The organism is Acidimicrobiia bacterium (genome assembly GCA_041394025.1).
Classification (GTDB): Bacteria; Actinomycetota; Acidimicrobiia; order IMCC26256; family JAOSJL01; genus JAOSJL01.
The window spans coordinates 384,172-409,797 of record JAWKJA010000004.1; the positions used below are offsets into that span (position 1 = coordinate 384,172).

Annotated in this window: 25 protein-coding genes, 1 tRNA gene and 1 riboswitch; of the genes, 19 read left to right on the plus strand and 7 right to left on the minus strand. The window is 70.4% G+C overall.

What is annotated here, in order from left to right; translation table 11 throughout:
* Positions 1–15 precede the first annotated feature (15 nt).
* On the minus strand, positions 16–687 hold the full coding sequence (locus R3A49_13465; GenBank protein MEZ5171733.1) for a Crp/Fnr family transcriptional regulator: 672 nt from the start codon (positions 685–687) through the stop codon (positions 16–18).
* 122 nt (positions 688–809) lie between these two features.
* On the opposite strand from R3A49_13465, the gene R3A49_13470 reads away from it, so the two are divergent.
* The 9 genes from R3A49_13470 to otsB all read left to right on the plus strand — a co-directional run bounded on the left by R3A49_13470 (position 810) and on the right by otsB (position 7,296).
* Positions 810–1,289, plus strand: a complete 480-nt coding sequence (locus R3A49_13470; GenBank protein ID MEZ5171734.1) for a CarD family transcriptional regulator — start codon at positions 810–812, stop codon at positions 1,287–1,289.
* A 60-nt stretch (positions 1,290–1,349) separates the two neighbouring features.
* On the plus strand, positions 1,350–2,462 hold the full coding sequence (locus R3A49_13475) for a hypothetical protein (GenBank protein MEZ5171735.1): 1,113 nt from the start codon (positions 1,350–1,352) through the stop codon (positions 2,460–2,462).
* A complete protein-coding gene (ispD, locus tag R3A49_13480) occupies positions 2,422–3,051 on the plus strand; it encodes a 2-C-methyl-D-erythritol 4-phosphate cytidylyltransferase (GenBank protein ID MEZ5171736.1) in 630 nt (209 codons plus the stop codon). The genes R3A49_13475 and ispD overlap by 41 nt, the downstream gene beginning before the upstream one ends.
* Entirely contained in the window at positions 3,048–3,533 is a 486-nt protein-coding gene (gene ispF, locus R3A49_13485; GenBank protein ID MEZ5171737.1) for a 2-C-methyl-D-erythritol 2,4-cyclodiphosphate synthase, read from the plus strand. Before ispD ends, ispF begins: the two co-directional genes overlap by 4 nt.
* A 9-nt stretch (positions 3,534–3,542) precedes the next feature.
* A complete protein-coding gene (gene cysS, locus R3A49_13490; protein ID MEZ5171738.1) occupies positions 3,543–4,922 on the plus strand; it encodes a cysteine--tRNA ligase in 1,380 nt (459 codons plus the stop codon).
* Entirely contained in the window at positions 4,919–5,692 is a 774-nt protein-coding gene (rlmB, locus tag R3A49_13495) for a 23S rRNA (guanosine(2251)-2'-O)-methyltransferase RlmB (GenBank protein ID MEZ5171739.1), read from the plus strand. Before cysS ends, rlmB begins: the two co-directional genes overlap by 4 nt.
* A gap of 32 nt (positions 5,693–5,724) precedes the next feature.
* Positions 5,725–5,797 (plus strand) — tRNA-Thr (locus tag R3A49_13500).
* A 136-nt stretch (positions 5,798–5,933) separates the two neighbouring features.
* Positions 5,934–6,509, plus strand: a complete 576-nt coding sequence (locus tag R3A49_13505; GenBank protein ID MEZ5171740.1) for a LytR C-terminal domain-containing protein — start codon at positions 5,934–5,936, stop codon at positions 6,507–6,509.
* Between the two features lie 61 nt (positions 6,510–6,570).
* Complete coding sequence (gene otsB, locus R3A49_13510; GenBank protein MEZ5171741.1) at positions 6,571–7,296, plus strand: trehalose-phosphatase; 726 nt, start codon at positions 6,571–6,573, stop codon at positions 7,294–7,296.
* A 14-nt stretch (positions 7,297–7,310) separates the two neighbouring features.
* Here otsB and R3A49_13515 read toward each other — a convergent pair whose 3' ends face one another.
* Positions 7,311–8,696, minus strand: coding sequence for a trehalose-6-phosphate synthase (locus R3A49_13515; GenBank protein ID MEZ5171742.1), 1,386 nt, complete (start codon positions 8,694–8,696; stop codon positions 7,311–7,313).
* Complete coding sequence (locus R3A49_13520) at positions 8,693–9,955, minus strand: glycosyltransferase (GenBank protein ID MEZ5171743.1); 1,263 nt, start codon at positions 9,953–9,955, stop codon at positions 8,693–8,695. The genes R3A49_13515 and R3A49_13520 overlap by 4 nt, the downstream gene beginning before the upstream one ends.
* A gap of 119 nt (positions 9,956–10,074) precedes the next feature.
* Here R3A49_13520 and R3A49_13525 point away from each other — a divergent pair, with 119 nt between their 5' ends.
* Complete coding sequence (locus R3A49_13525; GenBank protein ID MEZ5171744.1) at positions 10,075–11,061, plus strand: glycerate kinase; 987 nt, start codon at positions 10,075–10,077, stop codon at positions 11,059–11,061.
* Positions 11,062–11,087: 26 nt separating this feature from the next.
* On the opposite strand, the gene R3A49_13530 is transcribed toward R3A49_13525, so the two are convergent.
* Together R3A49_13530 and R3A49_13535 are read right to left on the minus strand one after the other, a co-directional pair.
* Positions 11,088–11,897 (minus strand): HAD hydrolase family protein, encoded by an 810-nt coding sequence (locus R3A49_13530; GenBank protein ID MEZ5171745.1) that lies wholly within the window; start codon positions 11,895–11,897, stop codon positions 11,088–11,090.
* Positions 11,898–11,905: 8 nt separating this feature from the next.
* Positions 11,906–12,832 (minus strand): glucosyl-3-phosphoglycerate synthase, encoded by a 927-nt coding sequence (locus R3A49_13535; GenBank protein ID MEZ5171746.1) that lies wholly within the window; start codon positions 12,830–12,832, stop codon positions 11,906–11,908.
* 75 nt (positions 12,833–12,907) lie between these two features.
* Positions 12,908–13,022: riboswitch (SAM riboswitch) on the plus strand.
* A gap of 111 nt (positions 13,023–13,133) precedes the next feature.
* Here R3A49_13535 and thrC point away from each other — a divergent pair.
* Together thrC and R3A49_13545 are read left to right on the plus strand one after the other, a co-directional pair.
* On the plus strand, positions 13,134–14,366 hold the full coding sequence (gene thrC, locus R3A49_13540) for a threonine synthase (protein ID MEZ5171747.1): 1,233 nt from the start codon (positions 13,134–13,136) through the stop codon (positions 14,364–14,366).
* 31 nt (positions 14,367–14,397) lie between these two features.
* Positions 14,398–14,673 carry a MoaD/ThiS family protein gene (locus tag R3A49_13545; GenBank protein ID MEZ5171748.1) on the plus strand — a complete coding sequence of 92 codons (276 nt, stop codon included), beginning with the start codon at positions 14,398–14,400 and terminating at the stop codon, positions 14,671–14,673.
* A gap of 5 nt (positions 14,674–14,678) precedes the next feature.
* On the opposite strand, the gene R3A49_13550 is transcribed toward R3A49_13545, so the two are convergent.
* Positions 14,679–15,335, minus strand: coding sequence for a metal-dependent transcriptional regulator (locus R3A49_13550; GenBank protein MEZ5171749.1), 657 nt, complete (start codon positions 15,333–15,335; stop codon positions 14,679–14,681).
* A 71-nt stretch (positions 15,336–15,406) separates the two neighbouring features.
* Between R3A49_13550 and R3A49_13555 the strand changes: the two genes are divergently transcribed.
* The 7 genes from R3A49_13555 (at position 15,407) to R3A49_13585 (ending at position 24,680) form a co-directional block, all read left to right on the plus strand.
* Positions 15,407–16,537, plus strand: a complete 1,131-nt coding sequence (locus tag R3A49_13555; protein MEZ5171750.1) for an ABC transporter ATP-binding protein — start codon at positions 15,407–15,409, stop codon at positions 16,535–16,537.
* A gap of 47 nt (positions 16,538–16,584) precedes the next feature.
* The gene (locus R3A49_13560) at positions 16,585–17,604 is read left to right on the plus strand and encodes an iron ABC transporter substrate-binding protein (protein ID MEZ5171751.1); all 1,020 of its coding nucleotides are present in this window, start codon (positions 16,585–16,587) and stop codon (positions 17,602–17,604) included.
* Positions 17,579–19,192, plus strand: a complete 1,614-nt coding sequence (locus R3A49_13565; protein ID MEZ5171752.1) for an iron ABC transporter permease — start codon at positions 17,579–17,581, stop codon at positions 19,190–19,192. The genes R3A49_13560 and R3A49_13565 overlap by 26 nt, the downstream gene beginning before the upstream one ends.
* An 86-nt stretch (positions 19,193–19,278) precedes the next feature.
* Positions 19,279–20,787, plus strand: a complete 1,509-nt coding sequence (locus R3A49_13570) for a hypothetical protein (protein MEZ5171753.1) — start codon at positions 19,279–19,281, stop codon at positions 20,785–20,787.
* Positions 20,784–21,206 (plus strand): hypothetical protein, encoded by a 423-nt coding sequence (locus R3A49_13575; protein MEZ5171754.1) that lies wholly within the window; start codon positions 20,784–20,786, stop codon positions 21,204–21,206. The genes R3A49_13570 and R3A49_13575 overlap by 4 nt, the downstream gene beginning before the upstream one ends.
* 220 nt (positions 21,207–21,426) lie before the next feature.
* The gene (gene groL, locus R3A49_13580) at positions 21,427–23,070 is read left to right on the plus strand and encodes a chaperonin GroEL (protein ID MEZ5171755.1); all 1,644 of its coding nucleotides are present in this window, start codon (positions 21,427–21,429) and stop codon (positions 23,068–23,070) included.
* Positions 23,071–23,216: 146 nt separating this feature from the next.
* Positions 23,217–24,680 carry a di-heme oxidoredictase family protein gene (locus R3A49_13585; protein ID MEZ5171756.1) on the plus strand — a complete coding sequence of 488 codons (1,464 nt, stop codon included), beginning with the start codon at positions 23,217–23,219 and terminating at the stop codon, positions 24,678–24,680.
* 186 nt (positions 24,681–24,866) lie between these two features.
* On the opposite strand, the gene R3A49_13590 is transcribed toward R3A49_13585, so the two are convergent.
* Positions 24,867–25,616, minus strand: a complete 750-nt coding sequence (locus R3A49_13590) for a phosphoglyceromutase (protein MEZ5171757.1) — start codon at positions 25,614–25,616, stop codon at positions 24,867–24,869.
* Positions 25,617–25,626 lie beyond the last annotated feature (10 nt).

A 25,626-nucleotide genomic window follows, 5' to 3' on the forward strand; every position in this document is an offset into this window, starting at 1 on the left:
TGGCGCCGGGCGGGCTCAGAGACTGGCGCGCTCGTCCATGGCATCGCGGTCGAGGATCCGGTAGCGGTTCCGCCCGTCGATCACGAGCCACTCGAGGCGAACGAATGTGGCGATGGCCTTGTTGACCCGTTCCCGCGACGCGCCGACGAGGCCGGCGAGCTCCTCCTGCGTGAGGGGGAGGTCGAACTCGTCGCGACCGTCCGACAGGGCGAGTAGACGCTTGGCCGTGCGCGCCGTGACGTCGAGAAAAATGCTGTCGGCGAGTGCCTGGTCGGTGCGGCGCAGTCGTTGGGCGAGGATCCGGAGGATGAGCCGCAGGAGTGCTGGATCGTCGTCGATCGTCGCGTGGAGGGTGTCGTAGGGGATCGCTGCGACGACGGTGTCGTCGAGTGCCCGAGCGTCGGCCGAACGTGGTGCTCCGTCGAACAGGGCCAACTCGCCGAAGAGTGACTGCTCGCCCAGCACGGCCACGACGGTCTCGCGACCGTCGGGAGCGCGGGCGGCGATGGCGATCAGCCCACTCCGCACGAAGAACACCTCACCGGCCGCGTCGCCCTGCGAGAAGACGAGATCACCGCGCTCGAACGTCCGGTCCTCGGCCAGGTCCCGGATCTCGGCGCGCGTCGCCTCGGGCACGCTGTCGAACAGTTCGGAGGTGGACAGGTCGTCGCCGGGGACGGGGGACATCGGAGCTTCCTGTTGCGGTCGGCCCGAAGCCTAGGTGGCTGCCCTGCGCCGCGTCGCCGACCATGCCCGGATTCGCCGTCGGGATGCCGGGAGAACCGCAGGTGTGTGGGACAATGCCCTGCATGTCCTTCGACGTCGGCGACAAGGTCGTCTACCCGCACCACGGCGCGGCGGTGATCGAGAAGCGTGAGCGCAAGAACGTGTTCGGGGAGCGCAAGGACTACCTCGTCCTCCGCCTCGCCTACGGCGACCTCACGCTCATGGTCCCGGCCGACAACGCCGAGGAGATCGGCTTGCGCGACGTCATCAACGACGAAGAGGTCGAGGAGGTGTTCGCGGTTCTCCGCAAGAAGGAGGCCCGGATGCCCACCAACTGGTCCCGTCGTTTCAAGAACCACGTCGAGAAGCTCAAGAGCGGCGACATCTACCAGGTGGCCGAGGTCGTACGGAACCTCTCGATCCGCGAGCGCGACAAGGGTCTGTCGGCGGGCGAGAAGCGGATGCTCGGCAAGGCCCGCCAGATCCTCGTGAGCGAGCTGACCTTCGCGATCAACGTCGACGAAGAGGCCGCCGAGGAGAAGCTCGACGAGGCCCTCGCCTAACCACTTCAAGACTCGGCGTCGGCCTGCCGATGGACGGGATGGGAGAGGGAGGCCCGTTCCGTGACCGTCTTCGTCGAGATTGTCCGCCTGCTCATCGTCGTGCTCGCCACGGCCGCGGGATTCTGGATCGGCCGTGACGTCGGCCCCGAGAGCGCGTCCCTCACGGCAGCCGGTCTGGGCGGGATGCTGGGTTGCCTGGCCGGCTACGTCACGGGTGGGGTCCTCGGTCGGCTGCTCGAGAAGGGCGTCGGTGTCGTCGAACGTCGGGTCGAGCGGCTCCCCGCAGCAGGGCTCCTGGCAGGGGCCGCCGGCGGCGTCCTGGGCGCCATGGCCGGCCTGGTCGCGTCGGTCCCGGTGTTCGTGCTCGTGGAACCGCGCCTGTCGATACCGATTGCTGGCCTGCTCATCTGGGTGTTCGGCTACACGGCCTTCCGGGTGGCCGCCCACAAGTCCGAGGAGCTCTTCCAACTGCTCGGTCTGTCGACGCGTCCGCTGATCCGGGCCACGCCGTATGCCAGTAGCGACGGCTACCTCGTCGACACGTCCGCGGTCATGGACGGGCAGCTGCTCACCCTCGTCCGCACCGGCCTGTTCAGTGACGATCTCCTCGTTCCCCGTTTCGTGCTCGACGAGATACAGGGCTTCGCCGACTCCACCGACCCCCAGAAGTCGCGTCGCGCCCGCCGCGGCATGGAGGGCCTGGACGTCCTCCGCAAGGAAGGGCCCGTACGGGTCTACGTGCTCGACGACGAGGTTCCCGAGATCGAGGAGGTCGACGCCAAGCTGGTCGCGCTGGCCGGCAGGCTCCAGCTCCGCCTCCTGACGAATGACGCTCCCCTCGCCCGGAACGCCGAGATCCAGGGCGTACCCACGTGCAACCTACGCCGCCTGGCGTCCGACCTCTCACCCCGTGCCATGCCGGGAGACCGCCTCGACGTCGAGCTCACCCGCCCGGGTCGTGAGCCCGGGCAGGGTGTCGGGTACCTCGACGACGGCACGATGGTCGTCGTCAACGACGGGGCGGATCTCGTCGGGGCGGGAACCGTCGCTCTCGAGGCCACGTCGGTGGTCCCGACGTCCATGGGGCACATCGTCTTCGCCCGGCCGGAGCCCGACAGCCATACTGACGAGTGTGCGGATCTGGGCGATCGTCGTGGCGGCAGGTCGGGGTGACCGCTTCGGTTCCGCCAAACAGTTCCTGGAGTTGGCGGGGCGCCGCGTCGTCGACCGCGCCGTCGACGCCGTCACCGCCGCCGACGGAGTCGTGGTCGTGCTGCCCGACGGACGCGCGTGGGACGGCCCCGATGTGGCCGTCACGGTCCCGGGGGGCGCTACACGGTCCGACTCCGTCCGGTGCGGGCTCGAGGCGGTACCTGCCGACGCCGACGTGATCGTCGTTCACGACGCGGCCCGCGCGGTTGCCCGACCCGTCCTGTTCGACCGTGTGGTCGCCGCGGTCCGCAACGGCGCCGACGCCGCGGTACCGGGTGTGACGCCCGCCGACACGGTGAAGCGGGTTCGCGACGGTGTCGTGGCCGAGACGCTCGACCGTTCCGACCTGGTGCTGTCCCAGACCCCCCAGGCGTTCCGAGCGGCGCTCCTCCGCGCCGCCCACGAGGGTGAGCCCCGGGCCACCGACGACGCCGCACTCGTCGAGGCTGTCGGGGGAGTGGTGACCGTCGTGACGGGGGACCCCGCGAACATCAAGCTGACGACGGAATCCGACCTCGCCGTCGCCGACGCACTCGTCAGGCAGTCGTGAGCACCCGCATCGGGTTGGGCTTCGACGTTCACGCCTTCGGGGGCGACGGTCCTCTCGTGCTGGGTGGGGAGAGACTCGACGGCCACGGGCTCGTCGGCCACTCCGACGCCGACGTCATCACCCACGCCGTCGCCGACGCGCTCCTCGGCGCTGCGGGCCTCGGTGACCTCGGGACCATGTTCCCGGCCTCCGACGACGAGTGGGCGGGCGCCTCCTCGGTGGCCCTCCTCGCGACGGTGGCCGAACGCGTGGCCGCCGACGGCTGGTCGATCGTGAACATCGACGTGTCGGTCGCAGCGGAGGAGCCGATGCTGGCTCCCCACGTCGACGCGATGCAACGCAACATCGCCGGCGCCGTCGCAACGGCCGCAACCGAGGGAGCCGTACCGGTCAGGATCTCCCCGAAGCACGCGGAGGGCCTGGGTGCGATCGGCCGGGCCGAGGGCATCGCCGCATGGGCCGTGGCACTCGTCGGGTCGTAGCCTCCCAGGATGAAGCTCTACGACACCCGGACCCGTACGACGCGTGAGCTCGCGCCACGCGATCCGGGCCGGCTGGCGGTCTACGTGTGCGGCCCGACGGTCTACGACGACCCACACCTCGGTCATGCCCGCACGGCGCTGGTCTTCGACGTTCTTCGCCGCTACCTGGAATGGTCCGGTATCGACGTCACCTTCGTGAGCAACGTCACCGACATCGACGACAAGATCATCGAGCGCGCCACCGCCACGGGCACGAGCGAATCCGAGCTTGCGGGCAGGTTCGAGGACGTCTACTGGCGCCAGCTCACCCAGCTGGGGGTCGATCGGCCGGACGAGGTTCCGCACGCCACTGATTCGGTACCCGAGATGGTGGCCTTCGTCGAGCGGCTCCTCGCAGCCGACGCCGCCTATCTCGTGGACGGTGAGGGTGTCTACTTCTCCGTTCCGTCCTACGGCGGCTACGGCGAACTGTCGCACCGCAGCCTCGACGATCTCCTCGAGGGTGCCGGGTCCCGCGTCGAGGTCGACGAGAAGAAGCGCTCACCGCTCGACTTCGCACTCTGGAAGGCCGCGAAGCCCGGCGAGCCGTCCTGGGAGTCACCGTGGGGGCCGGGTCGGCCCGGATGGCACATCGAGTGCACGACCATGTCGCTGGGGCTTCTCGGCGACGGATTCGACCTTCACGGCGGTGGGGGCGACCTGATGTTTCCTCATCACGAGAACGAGCGCGCGCAGGCCGAGGCCGCCGGCCGACCCTTCGCCCGTCACTGGATGCACTCGGGAATGGTCGTGGTCGGCGGTGAGAAGATGTCGAAGTCGCTCGGCAACTTCACGACCCTCGGCGACGTCCTCGACAGCTACGACCCACGGGTGCTGCGCCTGCTCGTGCTCCAGACCCACTACCGCAAGCCCATGGAGATGGGACCTGACGACCTCGACGCCGCAGCGGCGGGTCTCGACCGGCTCGACGCTCTCTGGCGACGAGCCACCGCGGCCGCTGTCGAGGCCACCTCGACGGACCGCGACGACGCGGTCGTACGTGAATTCCGGGAGGCCATGGACGACGACCTCAACACGCCACGGGCCATGGGCATCGTGTTCGACGCCGTCCGGTCGACCAACCAGGCCATCGACGGTGGCGACACCGGCGCAGCAGCTGTCACCCTGGCCACGGTGGCCGATCTGCTGGGGGCGCTGGGCCTCACCGTCGGGCCACAGGACGGTTCGACGACCGGGGACGGTGACGACGAGATCGAGGCCCTGGTCGCCGCCCGCGACGAGGCACGCGTCACGCGCGACTTCGCCGAGGCCGACAGGATCCGCGACGAACTGGCGTCGCGCGGTGTCACTCTGGAGGACACCGCACACGGCACCGTCTGGCACCGGTGAGCCGGAAGAGCCCACGACGAAGTGGTGACCGCGACGGCCTCGGTGGTGACCGTGTCGAAGGCCGCCGGGCGGTCCTGGAGCTACTGCGAGCCAAGCGTCGCCCCACCCATTCGATCCTCGTCGGCCCGAGTGACGACACGCGCCTTGTTGCGGAGATCGTCACCGCGGCCGAGGAGGCAGGCGTCGCGGTCCGCCGGGTCGACGCGGGGGAACTGGCGGACGAGGCGCGTACCGACGCGCCTCAGGGTGTCGTCGCGCGCGCTGCACCGGTTGCCGAAGCGGACCTGTCCTCCCTGACCGGGGCCGACGGCGCCTTCCTGATCGTCCTCGACGGCGTCACCGACCCGCGGAACCTGGGCGCGGTGCTGCGCAACGCGGACGGCGCCGGTGCAACCGGTGTGGTGATCGCCCGCCATCGCGGAGCACGACTCACGCCTTCAGCCGTGAAGGCGGCGGCCGGAGCTGTGGAGCACGTCCCGATCGCGCGGGTGGGCGGTGTTCCCGGTGCGCTGGAGCGGATCCGCAGGGCCGGGTGCTGGGTCGTGGGCCTCGACGAGCGGGGTGCGACCGACATCGCCGACGTCAACGTCCTGGACGAGCCCGTCGCCCTGGTGCTCGGAGCGGAGGGTTCCGGTCTGTCACGGCTCGCACGTGAGCGGTGCGACGTGCTGGCGTCGATCCCGATGTACGGATCGCTGGAGTCGCTGAACGTGAGCGCAGCGACGGCGCTGGCGGGCTACGCCGTCGCCCGTGCGCGTCGTCACGACTAGCCTCGTCGGAACCGTCCGCGTGACGGCACCACGCCGGGTTAGCTCAGTTGGCAGAGCACCTCTCTTGTAAAGAGGAGGTCGTCGGTTCGAGCCCGACACCCGGCTCCGGGAGCGATCGGCTGTCGGCCCCGCCCCCGCCCGCGGGTCACCGACCGCATATGCTTGCACCCTCCAAGACCCTGCGAGTGCGATGGACCCGCGCCGGGTCGTCACGCACAGGCCGCGCTGATCGGGGGATCAGATGACCGAACCTGACGACGGAGGGCGACGCAGCCCGATGGGCAACGGAGGCGCGGGCTCGAACGCTGCGGTGCGTGGCGGTGTCCTCGTCGGCCTCGCCGTGATCCTCGGGATCATCCTCCTGAACGTGGTCGACGACGGGTCGAGCGGGCCGGTCGGGGACTCCGACGCCGACGCGGCACCGGCCACGACCACGACGGTGGGCGGTGACACGACCGACTCCACCGACCCCACGACAGCGCCCACGAACCCGCCCAGCGCCATCCAGGTGCGCGTCTACAACGCGTCGGCCCCCGTCGGCGCCGCGGCCACGAAGACCGACGAGCTCCGCTCGGCCGGGTACCAGACGCTGTCGGCCGCCGACACGGGTCCGCGCGACAACACCGTCGTGTACTGCAGTCCCGAGTTCGCCGACGACGCCGAGCCGCTCGCCGTGGCGGTCGGCGGTGGCGCCGTGGTCGACAACGCACTCGACCCGTTGCCCGTGGCGGCCGAGGAGGCGAACTGCATCGTCATCCTCGGGCCACCGGCGGCAACCGACGGCGCGACGGCCACGACGGCGGCGCCCGCTGCCTGAGGCCGGCGGTCTCCCGGAGCCGCTCTCCGCTCTGGTCGCCGACCCCTCGCGTTCGGTCGTCCTGGTCGACTTCGACGGTTCCCTGGCGCGAATCGTCGACGAGCCGGCGGACGCGCGCATCCTGCCGGCGGCGCGACAGGCCCTCGAGCGCCTCGTCGGGCGTGTCGGGCGGGTGGGGGTCGTGAGCGGTCGCCCCGTGGCCTTCCTGGCTTCCGAGATCGACCTGCCGTCGGTCGAGCTGGCGGGCCTCTACGGCCTGGAGCGCCGGGTGGGCGGGGTCGATGCCGTCGACCCCGCCGCCGAGGGTTTCCGCGGGGCCATAGCGGCCGCCGCCGACGAGGCCGACAGGCGGCTCCCGGGCCTGCTCGTGGAGCGGAAGGGTCTCACCGTGACGCTCCACTGGCGCCGTGATCCCGCACGCCGGTCGGAGGTGGAGGCCTGCGCAGCCGAGGTGGCGGCCGGCCACGGCCTCGACGATCTCCGGCCCGGCCGCATGTCGGTGGAGATCCGGCCACCCGTCGCCATCGACAAGGGCGTCGCGGTCGAGGCGCTCGTGGAGGGGTTCGACAGCGCGTGCTTCGCCGGCGACGACACCGGCGACCTCCCGGCGTTCGACCGGCTGGCCGAGCTCGGCGCATCGGGTGCCCTCCGTGCCACGTGTGCTGTGGGTGTCCGGTCCCCCGAGATGCCCGACGAGCTCGCCGACCGTGTGGACGTGCTCGTCGACGGCCCGGACGGCCTCGCCGCGGTGCTGAGCGCGCTCGCCGACGCCGTCGAGGCCGCCTGATCCGTGGTGACGGTCTAACGCGCGGCGTCGAGCTGGTCGCTGAGCCAGTCCGCTGGTGTGCGAGCCTGCGCCAGCGCGCGAAGCCGTGCGGCGCGCTCCGACCGCTCCTCTTCGCTCATGGAAAGGGCGCGGTCGAGGGTGTCGGCGCCGTGGACGAGGTCGTACGGATGGACGGCCAGGGCGGCGTCGCCGAGTTCCGACCACGAGCCCGCCTCGCGTGACAGACAGAGCACCGCGTCGCGGGTGTTGACGACGGGCCCCTCCTTGGCCACGAGGTTGAGGCCATCGCGGATCGGGTTGACGAACAGGACGTCGGCACGGGCGAGGCCGGCGAGGCTGCGCGGGAAGTCGTCGTCGGTGAACAGGTGCACGGGCTCCCAGTCGTCGGTCGCGAAGCGCCGGTTGACGGCAGCGACGGCCTGCTCCACCTCGGAGCGGTAGGCGAGGTACTCCGGCAGACCCTCCCGGGAGCCGTACAGCATCGCCACGAAGACCACGCGGCCCTGCCATCTCGGGTGGCGCTCGAGGAGGGCCTCGTAGGTCTGGAACCCGCGCACGATGTTCTTGGACGGCTCGATGCGGTCGCTGCGCACGATCAGGGAGCAGTCACCGGCGAGATCGTCGAGTGCCTCCCGGGCTTCCCTGGACCGCTCCGACGACACAACCGCCTCCAGCGCGGCGCGGTCGGGCCCGAGGGGGGCGACGAACGTCGTGAGCGACGTGCCGTCGCCCAGGACCTCCCGGACGCTGGCGGTGAACCCCCGGGCCCACCGGTCGGTGTGGAACCCCGTGGGAACCGACGCCACCGAGGAGCAGAGTGCCGCGGCGACGTCGTCGGGAAGGACACGGATGGAGTTGGGGCCGCAGAACGGTGTGTGGCAGAAGAACGCGACCTTCAGATCGGGTCGTGCGGCGCGCAGGAGACCGGGTACCAGGAACAGCTGGTAGTCCTGCACGAGGACCGTCTCATCCTCCGATGCGAACTCGGAGACCGACTGCGCGAACGCCGTGTTGACTGCCTCGTAGGCGTCCCACGCCTCGAAGAACCGTTCGTCGAAGCGCGGTCGGCGCGTGAGGTCGTACAGCCCGTGCAGGAGAAACCACAGCACGGAGTTCGAGATCACGTCGTAGTGCGCCCGGTGCTCCGCGCGGTCGAGGGCAAGCAGGTGGAGATCGACCTCGTCGACGTCCGCCTCGCCGGCGGCCACCGCTGCCCTGTCGTCGTCGCCGATGGCGGCGGCCACCCACCGGACCTGCTCATCCGACCGGCGCCCGGGTGCGTCGTCGCCGAGCAGAAGAGGGCCCAGAGCACTGACGACACCGCCGGCACCGCGTCGCGCCTCGAACCCGTCGTCGGTCCGGCGAAAGGCGAAAGGCCCGCGGTGCGAGACGATGATCATCGCCGGGAGCCGAGCTCCGTGAAGATCGTGAGGTAGTCCTCGAGCTCACGTGTCGAGAGGAACTCGCTGCGGACCTTCTCGCGGCCGCTGGCACCCATCCCGTCGGCAGCGTCGGGATTCTGGAGCAGCTCGATCGTGCGGGCGGCGCACTCCTCCACGCTGTCGACGAGGTATCCCGTCTCCCCGTCGTCGATCTGGAGTTTGATGCCCCCCGCGCGACCGCCGACGACGGGCCGGCCCTTCCAGAGGCCCTCGCTCACGGTGAGACCGAAGCCCTCCCGGAGGGACTTCTGCACGACGACGCCCGCGGCGCGCTGGAAGGCGTTGATCTGCACGGCACCGACCTGCTGGATGTTGGAGAGCAGGAAGATGTCCTTGTCGTTGTCGGCGGCCTCCTCGGTGAGCTGCCAGTAGTGGAACCCCTCGGGATCGTCGGTGGCCATGGAGCCGGCGAGGATGAGCTGTGCCTCCGGGATCTGGTCGCGCACCAGCCGGAACGCCTGGATCACGCCGACCGGGTCCTTCCACGGGTCGTAGCGGCTGATCTGGCACACGATGGGTCGCTTGGGATCTATCCCGTACTGCCGGCAGATCTCGTCGACGAACGGGTCCTGGAGTTCGAGGTTCTTCACCGACAGGGGGTCGATCGTGGGCGGTGCAACCGTGACCTTCGAACGATCGACGTCATCGGGGATGAACTCGTCCATCGTCCAGATCGACGCGTTGTAGTGGTCGATGAACGGCCCGAGAAAGTCCCACACGTCGGCGTTCGCCGCCGTCAGGTCGATGTGGCACCGCCAGATCCAGTGTGCCCTCTCCAGCTCGCGGGCGAGCGGCGATCCCTCGAGAAAGCTCAGGATGCCAGCCGGTTGCGGGTCGTGGATGACCACGTAGTCCCAGCCGTCGGGGAGATCCGTGGCGTTCGCCAGGACCCGCTCCAGGTAGATGCGCTGCATGTCGTGGGTCCACTCGATCTCGGCACCCTGGAGAGCGTTGTGCATGGCCTTGGTGACGGCGAAGAACTCGTCGCTGCCCTCCATGACATGCCACTCGGCGTCGAGGCCGAGGTCGGCGAGCAGGGGAACGTGCGTGGAGAGCAGCTCTGCGACGCCGCCGCCGTAGGCCGTGGCGTTGAGGTGGAGGACGCGGGCGCCGCGCAGCGGCTCGGCGAGCTCCCGGATCCTGTCGATGGTGTCGTCGCCGGCGATCTCGGCGTAGCTGTCCAGCTCCTTGTGGAGCAGGGGGACACGTTCGAGCACCGTCGGTCTCTCCTCCGTCCGGGGCGGTCCCCCGATTGTGGTTCGCCACCGGGCTGCGGTCGCGTCAATCTACCCGTGTGCCCAGCGCCGTCGTCTGTCCTGACAAGTTCCGCGGGTCGTTGAGCGCCCCCGAAGCGGCATCGGCACTGGCGGCGGGCCTCGCCCGGGCCGGTTTCGACGACGTGAGGGAGATCCCCCTCGCCGACGGCGGTGAAGGGACGCTCGACGCTCTGCTGGCGCGTGGAGGCGCGCGGCGCCGCACGCGGGTCACGGGGCCACTTGGCGAGCCCCTCGAGGCCGTCTGGGGTGTCCTCGCCGACGGCACCGCTGTGATCGAGATGGCGCAGGCGAGTGGTCTCGCTCTCCTCGACGGGCCCAACGACGCCCTGCGGGCGACCACGCGTGGAACCGGGGAGTTGATCGCCGAGGCGATAGGGCGCGGGTCACGACGTGTCGTCGTCGGCGTGGGAGGTTCGGCCACCACCGATGGGGGCCTCGGGGCGCTCACGGCACTCGGCTGGAGCCTGCGCGGCGTCGAGGTCACGGTCGCCTGTGACGTGACGATCGGCTTCGTCGACGCGGCGGCGGTCTTCGCGCCGCAGAAGGGCGCGACCCCCGCCCAGGTGGCCCTCCTGACCCGTCGCCTCGAGAGGTTGGCCGACGAGTACCTCGACCGTACGGGGGTCGACGTCCGCCCGCTCACCGGAAGCGGGGCGGCCGGAGGGCTGGCGGGCGGCCTGGCGGCGATCGGCGCCGCACTCGAGGAGGGGTTCGAGGTCGTCTCCGAGACAGTGGGCCTCGCCGATGCACTGGACGGCGTCGACATGGTCGTGACCGGTGAGGGCTCCGTCGACGCGCCCAGTCTCCAGGGCAAGGTCGTGGGCGGGGTACTCGACCTGGCGGCCGACCTGGGCGTCGGAGCGCGTGCCGTCGTGTGCGGCACCTGCGACCCCGGGACGGGCGAGGAGATAGCGGTCGCGCACGGCAGGCCGCCGCTCGCCCTCCTCGACCGGGCGTGGGACGCCGATGACTCGCGCACACGGGCTGCGTTGCTCGCGGAGGAGGCCGCCCTCGAGGTCGGCACGGCCGTCCTGGCCGGCCGGTGAGGCCGTGGCCGACGGATCGGGACCGGTCAGCCGCCACCGATCAGGTCGAACACCGCCTCGGCGAAGCCGGCTCCGTGGCCGCGGGTGGTGACCGACGCGTTGGCGGTGGCGTCCACGATCTCGGCGAGCGCGGGTTCCTTGCGCAGTGCGTTCGCCACCACGAAGGAGCGGCCGACGACGTCCGCGCACTCGAGGTCTGATCTGGCGTCGCCGATCACGGCGCAGTCGGCGGGGTCGAGCCTCCGCTTCTCCTGGTCGGCCACGATCCCGTTGCGCTTCGAGAGGCCCCGGGGAGCGATGTGGTAGATCCGCACGGTCTCCACGTGGGGCAGGCTCGGAACAGCGCGGGGAAGCACGCCGTTGTCGGTGAGGCCGAAGGCTCCGAAGCCCGCTTCGTCGAGCAGCGCCCCGGCCTCGGTGACATCGCAGTCGCCGCGGGCCATGACCGACACCTCACGTCCCTCGTTCCACGGGTCGTGCTCCTCCAGCGTGTCGTAGCGCCCGGTGAGCACGGAGAGCGCCTCGCGCAGCTGATCGGCGATGGGAGACGCTCCGTCGTGCGTGCCGGTGTCCAGCACGATCTCCTCTCCACGGTCGTACACGCGGACTCCGCCGAGCTCGCAGATCCACGTCCGCAGGCCGAGGAGCCGGCCGAGCTCGAACATCCGCAGCTGGGCCCGACCCGACAGGCCCACGATCTCCAGGCCCGCCTCCCGGGCCGCGAGCAGCGCGTCGACGGCAGCGGTCGTCGGCTGCCCGTCGTCATCGGCGAGGAGGTCCCCGCCGGGGCCCACCAGCGTCCCGTCGATGTCGGTGTAGAGAACGCGGGTGGTCACAGCGCGGTCTACGCGGAGAGTTCACGGCCGAACTCGGCCCGGTACGCCGGGATCTCGATGATCGGCGGTCGCTCGGTGATGTTGACCTCGACGTGCTCGACGGAGTGTTCGGCGTCGAAGCGGGTGAGCTCGGCCGTGACACGGTCCGGGCCGTCGATTCCGGCACGGCGCAGCGCGGTGGCGAGGATAGCCGTGGCCTGCGGTCCCAACTCCGCCAGCGGTCGGCGCTTGTGCTCGCGGGTCCCGAGGTCGACCTGCGCGACGGCTCCGATGCCGACCCGGTCGACCACGTCGATCAGCAGACCCAACTCGACTCCCCATCCCTCCACGAACGGGAGCGTCTCGAGCAGGCGCCGCCGCCCGGCGTACTCACCGGCGAGCGGCTGGACGATCCGGGTCAGCGCCGGGAAGAAACGCGAGATGACCGGGCGCGCCATGAGCTCGGTCACCCGCCCACCTCCGGCACCGTCGTCGGTGGGGCGGTGGTAGAAGCCCTTCGTGAACTCGGTGGCGGTGTCGGTGAGCAGCGGCCCGAGAAGGCCCACGACGAACTGCGTGTCGAAGTTCCGGATGTCTGAGTCGACCCAGCACACGATGTCGCCGCTGCTGGCGAAGAGAGATGCCCAGAGGGCGTTGCCCTTCCCGGCGCCGGGCCCCGCCTCGGGGAGGACGTCGTCGACGGCCACCACGACGGCCCCGGCCCTGCGGGCGACCTCGGCCGTGTCGTCGGTGGAGCGGTCGTCGACGACGACGACCTCGTCGACCAGACCGGCCCGGTCGACGAGGTCGCGGCGAAGGGCGGTCACGATCGTCCCGACGGTGGCGTCCTCGTTGCGGGCGGGCAGGCACACCGACACGTCGAGAGCCTGGTTGCGCCTGCGTTCGGCGAGCGTCGACGCGTCGAAATCGGCGGCAGCACTCGTCAGGAACGGCACCCGAATACTGTATTGGAAAGAGGCTGAGAAGCCACTTTGCCCCGTCGGGGGACACCTGTCAGACTTGTGTCAACGCGCTCATCGAGAGCGGCTGAGGGACAGGCCCGACGACGCCGCGGCAACCAGTGACCTGACCCGGTGAGATCCACCGGTTCGGGGACATCCGGTGCCAATGCCTGCACGATGAGCACGCCACGAGCGGTCTTCCCGCTCGAGGCGCTCACGAGCGCGTCGAGGACCGGGGGCACGAGCCTCCGGCACGGGACCGGCGGCACGCCGCCGGGAAGAGGGAGGCTGGAGCGTGGCGCATGTGACCGGACTGCGATGTCGTGAGTGCGGGCGGGAGTTCGAGGTCGCACCGATCTTCACGTGCGAGTGGTGCTTCGGGCCCCTCGAGGTCTCCTACGACTACGACGCCATCGCCGACGCGGTGACCCGTGAGAGCATCGGATGTGGCCCGGCGAGCATCTGGCGCTACTCCGACCTGCTCCCGGCCGACCGTGGTGCGTCTGTCGATCTCGGGGCCGGTTTCACACCGCTCGTGCGTGCCGACCGGCTCGCCGCCGAGCTCGGGCTGCGTGAGGTGTGGGTCAAGAACGACACGCTCAACCCCACCAACTCGTTCAAGGACCGCGTCGTGGCCGTCGCCCTGTCGAAGGCGCTGGAGTTCGGGTTCAAGACGGCGTCGTGCGCGTCCACGGGGAACCTCGCCAACTCGGTGGCCGCGCACGCGGCCCACGCCGGGCTGCGCAGCTACGTGTTCATCCCCGCCGACCTCGAGGCCGGAAAGGTCGTCACCACGGCCGTCTACGGCGGCAACCTCGTGGCGGTGAAGGGGAACTACGACGACGTCAACCGGCTCTGCGCCGAGCTGGCCAGCGCCTACGAGTGGGCGTTCGTCAACGTCAACATCCGTCCGTACTACGCCGAGGGCTCGAAGACCCTCGCGTACGAGACCGTCGAGCAGCTGGGCTGGGAGTACCCCGACCACGTCGTGGTGCCGATCGCCAGTGGCTCCCAGTTCACGAAGATCCGGAAGGGCTTCGAGGAGCTCCACCGGGTCGGCCTCACCGACGAGGCACCGGACGTCCGGATGACGGGGGCCCAGGCCGACGGATGCTCACCGGTGGCCGAGGCGTTTCGCGAGGACTCCGACACCATCAAGCCCGTGAAGCCCGACACGATCGCCAAGTCGCTGGCGATCGGGAATCCCGCCGACGGCTACTTCGCGCTCGACACAGCTCACCAGACCGGTGGCGTGATCGAAGCAGTGAGCGACGACGAGATCGTCGACGGGATCCGCCTCCTGGCGCGCACCGAGGGGATATTCGGCGAGACCGCCGCCGGTGTCACGGTCGGGACCCTCTCGAAGCTGGCCACACGCGGCGTGATCCGACCCGACGAGCGTGTCGTGATCTACGTCACGGGTCACGGACTGAAGACACTCGAGGCCGTCTCGCCGCACGTCGGGCCGACCGCCACGATCGAGCCGACGATCGAGGCGTTCGACGCCGAGCTCGCCCCCGACGAGTAGACGCACCACTGAGCAACGAGGAGCACACACGATGGCCGTCACGGTCCGCATTCCGACCCAGCTCCGCAATCTCTCGGGCGACGCGTCCGAGGTCGAGATCGACGGGTCGACCGTCGACGAGGTGCTGAAGGGCCTCGAGACGGCACACCCCGGGTTCGGGGAGCGCCTGTTCGAGAGCGACGGGACGCTCCGGCGTTTCGTCAACGTGTTCGTCGCCGACGAGGACATCCGCTTCCTCGATTCGCTCGACACACCTGTCAGCGACGGCCAGGTGGTGAGCATCGTCCCGGCCGTTGCCGGAGGCTGAGTCGCTCAGGCCGACACGAACATCAACGACGCCACGTCGTCGGGGATCGTCGTCGTTCCCGCCGTGGTCTCGACCTCGACACCGTCGGGTGACGTCGCGACGACCGTGGCGCGACACCCCGGCATCATTCGCGCCCCCGCGAGGAGGTGCAGGCCCTCGTCGTTGGTCTCGAGCTTCTCGCTGATGCGCGTGACCGTGACGGTGCCGGGCCCGGCGTCTGCGAGGCGCACGGTCGGCACGTCGTCGACGGGCCGCGACGTCCCCGGGATGGGGTTTCCGTGCGGGCAGGTGGCGGGATCGCCGAGGAGCTCCACCAGCTTCTCCTCCACGTCGGCCGAGATGGCGTGCTCCCACCGGTCGGCCTCACGGTGCACCTTCTCCCATTCGAGGCCGATCACGTCGACGAGCAGCCGCTCGGCGAGGCGGTGCCGCCGCACGACCGAGGTGGCGAGCTCGCGGCCCTTCGGCGTGAGCCTCAGCGACCGGTCGTCGCGGAGCTCGACGAGGTCGTGCTCCTCCATCCGTTGCACGCCGTCCGACACAGCGGCGGCGGACAGGCCCAGCGTCTCGACCAGACGCGCCCGCAGGGGAGTGACGCCCTCCTCCTCGAGTTCGAGGATCGCCTCCAGGTAGTGCTCGGTGGCATCGTGGATCTCGGCCATGCGCGTCCTCGTGGTGGTGTCGTCGGTGGGTCGACGAGGTTCCGGGAGCAAGTAAGGCTAGCCTGACCTCCATGTCGGAGAGTGACCCCGTCGGGCCCCCTGGTGCGGAGCCCTGCGCCCGTGCGGTCGTGACCCGCGGTCTCACCCGCCGTTTCGGCGCCGTGGCGGCCGTCGACGGCGTGGATCTCGACGTGGTGGCGGGTGAGGTGCTGGCTCTGCTCGGGCCCTCGGGGTGCGGGAAGACGACCATGCTCCGACTCCTCGCGGGGCTGGAACGCCCCGACGCCGGTGCGGTGACGGTCGCCGGTCGGACGGTGTCGGGGCAGGGGGCGTGGGTGCCCCCCGAGAAGAGGCGCATCGGCCTGGTGTTCCAGGACTACGCACTGTTCCCGCACCTGACCGTGGAACGGAACATCGCCTACGGGCTGAGAGCCCGGGGGCGGGAGGGCAGGGCCGCCTCCCGCCGACGGGTCGGCGAGGTGCTGGATCTCGTGGGGCTGGCAGGATACGGCGCCCGGCATCCGCACGAGCTGTCGGGTGGCCAGCAGCAGCGCGTGGCACTCGGGCGCGCCCTCGCTCCCTCACCCGCCATCGTGCTGCTCGACGAGCCGTTCTCCAACCTCGACGCTGCGATGCGTGTGTCCGTCCGTACCGAGGTGCGTGAGATCCTCGGAAACGCGGGTACGACGGCGATCATCGTCACGCACGACCAGGAGGAGGCATTGAGCGTCGCCGACCGCGTGGCCGTGATGCGCTCGGGTCGGCTCCACCAGGTGGCCGAGCCGGTCGATCTCTACGCACACCCCTCCGACCCGTTCGTGGCCACGTTCGTGGGGGAGGCCGACGTCCTCCCGGGCATGAGCGACGGTGAGCGCGTCGCGACGGTCATCGGGAGCCTGCGACCATCCGCGGTGCACCCGGCGGGTGCTGTCGACGTCGTCGTGCGCCCCGAGTCGGTGAAGCTCCGCCTCGACGGTTCGGGGCGCGGCGTCGTCCGACAGGCCACCTACTTCGGCCACGACCAGCTGGTCGACGTCGAACTCGGCGACCGGACGTCGATCCGCTCCCGCATGGGCCCGGGGCGCGCGTTCGAGCCCGGTGACCGCGTCTCGGTCAGCATCACGGGCGACGTCCTGGCCTTCCCGACCGACCCGGGAGCGTCGCCGGTTCCCGCGACACCGGAGGCCAGCGCTGTCAGTTAGGTGAGCCTCACTTGACAAGAAGGCCGGGTGCCAGCAGACTGCCCCGCATGACAAGCCGCCGACCGCTCGCCGTCGTCCCCGCCCTCGTGCTCGCCCTGGCTCTGGTCACCGCAGGGTGCACCGGCTCGTCGGGCGACACCCTGACCGTCTACTCCGGCCGAACGGAGAACCTCATCGGGCCACTGCTCGAGCAGTACGCCGACGACACCGGCGTCGACATCGACGTCCGCTACGGCCAATCGGCCGACCTGGCGCTGCTCGTCGAGCAGGAGGGTGACAAGTCGCCCGCCGACGTCTTCATCTCCCAGAGCCCCGGGGCGCTCGGGTTCCTGGAGGCCGAGGGCCGGCTCCGGGAACTGTCTGCTGAGACACTCGACCTCGTGGACGCCGACTACCGCGACCCCGACGGCGAATGGGTCGGCCTGTCGGGTCGCGTCCGCGTACTCGTCTACAACTCCGACGCGGTCGGCGAGGACGAGCTACCCGCGTCCGTGTTCGATCTGGTCGACGAGGAGTACGCGGGCCGCGTGGGTGTCGCCCCCGAGAACGGGTCGTTCCAGGATTTCGTGTCTGCGATGCGTGAGGTCGTCGGCGACGACGAGACGGCTGCGTGGCTCGAGGGCATGGCCGACAACGGGTCACCCACCTACGCCAACAACACCGCCATCGTGGAGGCCGTGGCCCGCGGTGAGGTCGACATGGGCCTCGTCAACCACTACTACAACGAGCGCGCCCGGGCCGAGAACCCCGACACCCCGACCGAGAACCACTTCTTCCCCGGTGGCGACCTCGGGACGCTCGTGCTCGTCACCGGGGCGGGAATCATCGACACGGCGCCGCATCCCGACGACGCGGAGGACCTGGTGGCGTTCCTTCTCGGGGAGGGCGCCCAGCAGTTCTTCGCCGCCGAGACCTACGAGTACCCGTTGGCCGCGGGTGTCGAGCCCACCGTCGACCTGCCTCCGCTCTCGGGCATCGAGGCCCCGCCCGTCACTCTGGGCGTCCTCGGCGGTGACCTCGCCGCCACGCGGGAGATGATCAGTGACAGCGGTCTCGGCGCCGGCTGAGGAACCGGGCCTGCCGGCTCCGCCACCGATCGGGGAGTCGCCGTCCACGGGCACTCCTCTGGTGCTGTGGGTCGCCGGAACGGTCACCGCCGCGGTCTTCGCGGCACCGCTCGCGTACCTGGTCTGGAAGAACGTCGGGAACGCGGGCGACTACGTCGACGTCCTGTCCGAGGAGGGCGCGTGGGCGCCGGCCCGTCGCTCGCTGCTCCTCGCCACCTCGGTGGCGTTCACGTCGGCACTCCTCGGCACACTGCTCGCCTGGCTGCTCGTGCGCTCCGATGTCCCGGGCCGCCGGGTGTTGAGCGTCCTGGCGGCGCTTCCCCTCGTGGTCCCGAGCTTCGTCGGCGCCCTGGCGCTGCTGTCCGCTTTCGCGCCCGGCGGCCTGTTCGACCTCGGTATCGGCCGGCCCGTCGGCTTCACCGGCGCATTCGTCGTCCTCACCCTGTTCACGTACCCCTACGTCTACCTGCTCGCGGCGGCGCGCTTCGCGTCCCTCCCCCCCGACCTCGAAGAGGCCGCGCGCACGCTCGGCCGGTCACCGGCGTCGGTGTTCCGCACCGTCGTGCTCCCGCAGAGCCGCGGCGCCATTGCCGCGGGGGCGCTGCTCGTGTTCCTCTACACCCTGAGCGACTTCGGGGCGGTGTCGTTGCTCCGCTACGACACCCTCACCACGAGGATCTTCTCGAGCCGGCTCGCCGACCAGCCCGCGTCGCTGGCGATGAGCCTGCTTCTGGCGGTGATGGCGCTCGTCGTGGTGGCGGCGGAGCGCCGGGTGCAGCAACGCCGAATCGCCACGGAAGCCGTGTCGGCCGGCCGGGGCGCGGCGCGTGCCCCGCTGGGTGTGTGGAGGTACCCCGCCCTGGTCCTCGTCGTCGGCGTTCTCTCCGTGGCGCTCGTGGCGCCCATCGCCGTGCTCGGCCAACGGGTCGTGCGCGCGCTCGCCGACGGCGACCTGGTCGTCGGCGACGTGCTCCAGCCGGCCTGGAACACCGTCTGGATCTCGGTCGTGGCCGGGGTCGTGGCGACGGCGGTGGTGCTGCCCCTCGCCTACCTCACGACGCGCCACCGGTCGCGCCTTGCGGGCGCCTACGACGTGATGGTCGTCAGCGGGTTCGCACTCCCGGGCCTCGTCATCGCGCTGGCCATGGTGTTCTGGGTGGTGAACGCCCCGTTGCTCGACTCCCTGTACCTCACGTTCCCCCTCCTGGTCATCGCCTACGTCATCAACTTCGGGTCGCAGACCCTGCGGGCGGGTCAGGTCGCCGTGTCGGGTGTCCCCGAACGGCTGCACGACGCGGCGCGCTCGCTCGGCGCCGGGCGGGCCCGTCGGGTCGCTTCGATCGACCTCCCTCTCATGCGGTCCGGGCTCGCCGCGGGGACGGGGCTCGTGGTCCTGTCGACGATGAAGGAGCTGCCCGCAACGTTGCTGCTGGCGCCCATCGGATTCCAGACGTTGTCGACTCGCATCTTCGACCGCACCGAGAGCCTGTTCTACGCCGAGGCCGGTCTCGCCGCTCTCGTGCTCATCGCCCTCTCGGGCGTCCTCACCTGGCTCCTGGTCATCCGCCGCATGGACACGCTCTCATGACACTTGCTCGTTTGATGCGTCCACAGGGTTCGCTATCCGGACCTCAGGGACGCCTCTGGATCTGGTGTTGGGTTGTGGGGTTCTTCGTGGCGGTGTGGGCGGCGCCGGGAATCGCTGCACGGGCGTCCGAGGGCGGGCAGGTCACCGGCGATGAGCCGCACTACCTCCTGACGGCGATCAGCATCGGCGAGGACGCCGACCTCGACATCTCCGACGAGCGCGCCGGGAGCCGCTACCGCGACTTCCACGAGCAGGCCCTGCCCCCGCAGTCGGCGGTACGCGACGACGGCACGCGCGTCAGCCCCCACGACCCGCTGCTCCCGGCGCTCCTCGCGGTCCCGGTCCTCGTTGGCGGCTGGGTCGGCGCCAAGGTCGCCATGGCCGTTCTCGCCGGGCTCCTGGCCGCTCTTCTCGTGTGGACAGCCGTCCGGCGCTTCGCCGTTCCCGCGCCGCTCGCGGCGCTCGTCGTGTCGGCCTTCTGCCTTGCACCGCCGCTGTCGGTCTACGCCACCCAGATATACCCGGAGCTCCCGGCGGCACTCGTCGTCGCGGTCGCGGTCGCCGCGCTCACCGGGCCGATGCGCCGAGGCGCCGTTGCCGTCCTCGGCACGGCCGTTCTGGGACTGCCGTGGTTGTCGGCCAAGTACGCGCCTGTCGCTGTCGCTCTGGCCGTCGTGGGCGTGGTGTTGCTCGTGCGCCGCGCCGAGCCCGGCGACGTACGCCGCGCCGCGTGGCTCGGTGGTGCGCTCGCCCTCGGAGCCTTTTCGTTCCTCGCTGCCCACCAGGCGCTCTACGGTGGCTGGACCGCCTACGCCAGCGGGCTCCACTTCAGCAGCGGTGAGCTTTCGGTGGTCGGCAGTCACCCCGACTACGTCGGCCGCAGCGCCCGTGTGTCAGGGCTTCTGCTCGACCGCTCCTTCGGGCTGGTGCCGTGGCAGCCGGCCTACCTCCTCGCCGTTCCCGCCGTCGCCGCGCTGATCCGCCGCCGTCCGCGCGGGTGGGCGTCTGTCGCGGCCCCGCTTGTCGTGGGCTGGCTCGTCGCCACGTTCGTGGCGCTCACGATGCACGGCTGGTCGTGGCCGGGCCGCCAGATCGTCGTGGTGCTGCCGCTGCTCGTTCTCGCCGTGGCGTGGTGGTCGGCACAGCTCGCCCGGTCTCCCGAGATGCGCGCCGTTCTTGTCGGCGGTCTGGTTGTCGGCGCCGTGTCGACGCTGTGGGTCTTCGTCGAGGTGATCGCCGGACCGTCCACGCTCATCGTCGACCTCGAGAGCACCACACAGCCGGTCGTGCGCGCACTCGGCGTCGTGCTCCCCGACTACCGCGCCGACGGCGGAGCCGCCGCCCTCGGCCTGATCGCCCTCGCCGCGCTGGCCGTCGTCGGATGGCGCAGCGTCAGCCGGACCCGCCCGACCCCTCGCAACGCCAAGACCCGGTACTCGACACACGAAGGAGACCCGCAATGTCCCGAACACGACGACTCACGACCCTCATGGCCGTTGGTGCCGCCGGTGCTCTCGCCCTGGGAGCGTGCAGCAGCGACGACGACGGAGGAGACGTCCGCACCGTCGGCGATGACGCCGGCCCCGAGTCGGTGACGGGAACCGAGTTCTGCGTTCCCGTGGGCGACATCGCCACGGCCGACGTGGTGATCCCCACCGACCTGCGCGAGTGGGCGGTCACCCCCGAGACCGACAGCGCGGCGGCCGGTGCGATCGGTTTCGCCACCGAGAACACCGGAGCCGAGTCCCACGAGTTGGTCGTCGTCAGGGCCGACAGCATCGACTCGCTTCCCACCGACGCCGACGGCGCCGTCGACGAGGAGGCCCTCTCGCCCGATCAGGAACTCGTGGGTGAGGTGGAGGCCTACCCGTCCGGAGACGCCTGCGACGGCACATTCACGATGGACCCGGGTGACTACGTGCTGTTCTGCAACCTCGTGGAGACCGGGCCCGACGGGACGGTCGAGGCCCACTTCGCCGAGGGCATGGCCACGACCTTCACCGTGACCGAATAGGAGCCCGAAGGCGAGGCAGGGCGGTGCAGGCATCCTGCGCCGCCCGAGCCGGGGCCCGAGCGGGAGATGTCGACTTGCGTGGCGGCCCCGGCAGGGTCCAAAATCGGCGTTAGCACTCATCGACCACGAGTGCTAACGCCGGTGTCGCCCCGTAGAGCAGGGCGACACCGAACATCCACCAGACAGCCACGACCGGGCACCGACGCCCAGGGGGTACCCCATGGCCAAGCAGATCGCCTTCAGTGAGTCCGGACGCCGGGCTCTCGAATCCGGCATGAACCAGCTCGCCGACGCCGTGCGCGTCACGCTCGGGCCCAAGGGCCGCAACGTCGTCCTCGAGAAGAAGTGGGGAGCCCCCACGATCACCAACGACGGTGTCTCCATCGCCAAGGAGATCGAGCTCGAGGACCCCTACGAGAAGATCGGCGCCGAGCTCGTCAAGGAGGTCGCCAAGAAGACCGACGACGTCGCCGGTGACGGAACCACCACGGCCACCGTCCTCGCCTGGGCGATGATCCGCGAGGGGCTGCGCAACGTCGCCGCGGGTGCCAACCCGATGTCGCTCAAGCGCGGCATCGAGGCAGCGGTCGACGTGGCCGTCGACTCCATCAAGTCCAGCTCCAAGAGCGTGAAGTCCGACGCCGGCGCCATCGCCAACGTGGCGGCCATCTCGGCGGCCGACTCGGAGATCGGTGAGTCGATCGCCGAGGCGCTCGAGAAGGTCGGCACCGACGGTGTCATCACCGTCGAGGAGAGCCAGACCTTCGGCATGGAGCTCGACCTCGTCGAGGGTATGCGCTTCGACAAGGGCTTCATCTCGCCCTACTTCGTCACCGACTCCGAGAGCATGGAGGCCGTCCTCGACGACGCCTACGTGCTGCTGGTCTCCAGCAAGATCTCGGCGGTCAAGGACGTGCTCCCCGTGCTCGAGAAGGTCATGCAGTCGGGCAAGCCGCTGGTGATCATCGCCGAGGACGTCGAGGGCGAGGCACTCGCCACCCTCGTGGTCAACAAGATCCGCGGCACCTTCAAGTCGGTCGCCGTCAAGGCCCCGGGCTTCGGCGAGCGTCGCAAGGCGATGCTCGAGGACATGGCCATCCTCACGGGTGGGCAGGTCGTCTCCGAGGAGGTCGGCCTCAAGCTGGAGACCATCGATCTCGACATGCTCGGCACCGCCCGCAAGGTGATCGTCAACAAGGACGAGACCACCATCGTGGAGGGCGCCGGCACGAAGTCCGACGTCCAGGGCCGGATCAACCGCATCCGCCAGGAGATCGAGGACACCGACTCCGACTACGACCGCGAGAAGCTCCAGGAGCGCCTCGCCAAGCTGTCGGGTGGTGTCGGGATCATCAAGGTCGGCGCAGCCACCGAGGTGGAGCTCAAGGAGAAGAAGCACCGCATCGAGGACGCCGTGCAGACCACCAAGGCCGCGGTCGAGGAGGGTGTCGTGCCCGGCGGTGGCGTGGCGCTCCTGCGGGCGCAGGCCAAGGCCGAGGCTGCCGTGAAGGACGCCGAGGGCGACGAAGCGACGGGCATGGCCATCGTCGCCAAGGCGCTGGAGGAGCCCCTCAAGCAGATCGCCGCGAACGCCGGCCTCGAGGGCGGTGTCATCGTGGAGAAGGTCCGCAACCTCAAGGGCTCCAACGGCCTCAACGCCCGTACGGGCGAGTACGAGGACCTCGTCAAGGCCGGCGTCATCGACGCCGCCAAGGTGACCCGCTCGGCGGTGCAGAACGCCGCTTCGATCGCCGCGCTGTTCCTCACCACCGAGGCCGTCGTCGCCGACAAGCCCGAGGAGGAGGCCGCCGCGGCCCCCGACATGGGCGGCATGGGCGACATGGGCGGAGGCATGGGCTTCTAGCCTCGCCTGGGTTGTCCGTCGGAGTCGAGGATCAGTGGGGCAGGTATCCTGCCCCGCCCGAGCGACGACTTGGAGATTCGAAAGGGGCGCCTTCGGGCGCCCCTTTCGCGTCGGAGTCGAGGAATCGACCTCGGTAGCCTCTGGTCATGTCGGCGCACCATCGTCGCCTCTTCTGGGCTCTCGTTCTCGGGACGGCCGTGTTGGCCGCGGTCGTGGGCGCCTGCTCGGTGATCGTCGGCGACGAGTCTGTCCAGGGCACCGACCCGCGTCTCGGTGGCGACGCCACGGTGCAGGAGGCCGGTGACGATGCGTTCCGCACGATCGCACCCGCAGCAACACCCGAGGAGAAGAACGTTGCGGCCGAGGGCCTCTCGGTGTTCCTCTACGTGTGGACCCCCGACTTCGACGGCGGGGACGTCGACTCGGAGACGGCGAGTTTCAACGAGGTCCGTGACGGCCTCGGCCCCACGTCCAACGCGCGTGACTGCGTGAGCTGTCACATCAAGAACGGCTCCGCCCCCGGACCGGAGATCGACGGAGACGCCCACCCCGGGCTCGTGCTGCGCCCGTCTCTCGTGAACGACGACGGCACGTTCGGGATCGACCCCCGCTACAACCAGCAGATCCAGACCCACGCGCTCAACGGCGTGCCGCCCGAGGCCAGTGTCGGCGTGACCTGGGAGGAGACCGAGGGCACCTACGACGATGGCACGCCCTACACGCTGCGCAGTCCCGTCTACGACATCGAGCCGAACTTCGGAGACCTCGAGGACAACACCGTCTACGGCGTGCGGATCGCTCCGCACATGGCGGGCACCGGGCTCCTCGAGGCCATCCCCGCTGAGGATCTCGAGGCTGCCGCCGATCCCGACGACACGGACGGCGACGGCATCTCGGGGCGTGTCGCGGAGATCGCCATGCCCGACGGTGAGGTCCTGCCCGGTCGGTTCGGATGGAAGGCGGTCAAACCGCACGCCGAGGACCAGGTCGCCGCGGCCCTGTGGTTCGACAACGGCATCACCTCGCGCCACTACCCCTATCAGAACTGCCCCGTCGTGCAGGTGGACTGCCTCGAGACTCCCGACGGCTCGGATGACAACGGCGAGGGCCCCGACGTGGAGATCGTCGACAACCTGTTCGACGAGCTCGTTCTCTACGTGCGCCTCCTCGGTGTCCCCGAGGCCCGCTTCGACGCCGACGGTGTCGACCGCGACGAGATCGACGACGGGGCGAGGACCTTCGAGGAGATCGGCTGCGCGTCGTGCCATTCACCGACGCAGAACACCGGCGACGCCGACTCACCGGCCTTCGCCGACCAGACCATCCACCCGTTCACCGACCTGCTGCTCCACGACCTGGGGGAGGGGCTGGCCGAGGAGCGCCCCGAGGGTGACGCCTCGGGCGCCGAGTGGCGGACGGCGCCGCTGTGGGGGATAGGGCTGCGGGCGACGACCTCGGGGGGCGAGGCGTACCTCCACGACGGCCGGGCCCGAACCCTGGCCGAGGCGATCCTGTGGCACGGCGGGGAGGGTCAGGCCGCGGCCGACGCCTTCCGCTCTCTCGACGAGGACCAGAGGAAAGCCCTCCTCGCTTACCTGGGTGCCTTGTAGGCACCCAGGTAGCTCGTCTCCACCCTGTCGCTCTTGGCGCCTTTCCGGCCGCCTCGACTCGGGCGGTGCAGGATACCTACACCGCTTGTCCTCGTCTCGGGTGGCGCCGGGCCGCTGGGCCCCGGCTCGGGCAGCGCAGGATACCTGCGCTGCTGATCCTCGCCTCCTCGCTTACCTGGGTGCCCTCTAGCGGGACTGGTCGGCGACGGCGGCGGCCGCGGCGGCGGCGGCCTCGGGGTCGCCGAGATAGCGCGACGACACCGGCGTGAGGGAGTCGTCGAGCTCGTAGATCAGGGGAATGCCCGTCGGGATGTTGAGCCCGGTGATCTCGTCGTCGCCGATTCCGTCGAGGTGCTTCACCAGCGCCCGGAGGCTGTTGCCGTGCGCGGCGACCAGGGGGGTGCGGCCGGCACGCAGGTCGCCGCTGATCGGCCCCTCCCAGTAGGGCAGCATCCGCTCGAGGACGTCCCTCAGGCACTCCGAAGCCGGGAGGAGCTCCTGGGGCACATCGGCGTAGCGAGGGTCGTTGCGGGGGTGGCGGGGGTCGTCGGGCTCCACGGGGGGCGGCGGTGTGGCATAGCCGCGCCGGAACTCCTGCATTCTCTCGGGGCCGAGCTCCTCGGCGGTCTCCTTCTTGTCGAGACCCTGGAGCGCTCCGTAGTGACGCTCGTTGAGCCGCCACGACCGGTGCACCGGTAGCCAGAGCCGGTCCATCTCCTCCAACGCCAGGTTGGCGGTGCTGATCGCACGCTTCTGCAACGACGTGTGGACGACATCGGGCAACGGGCCCTCGGCGGCGAGGAGCCGGCCGGCCTCGCGGGCCTCCTCCCTGCCCTTCTCCGACAGGGGGACGTCCTCCCACCCGGTGAAGCGGTTCTCGGCGTTCCACGTGCTCTGGCCGTGGCGCAGCAGGACGAGTGTGGCCATGGCGTGCAGCGTAGCGACG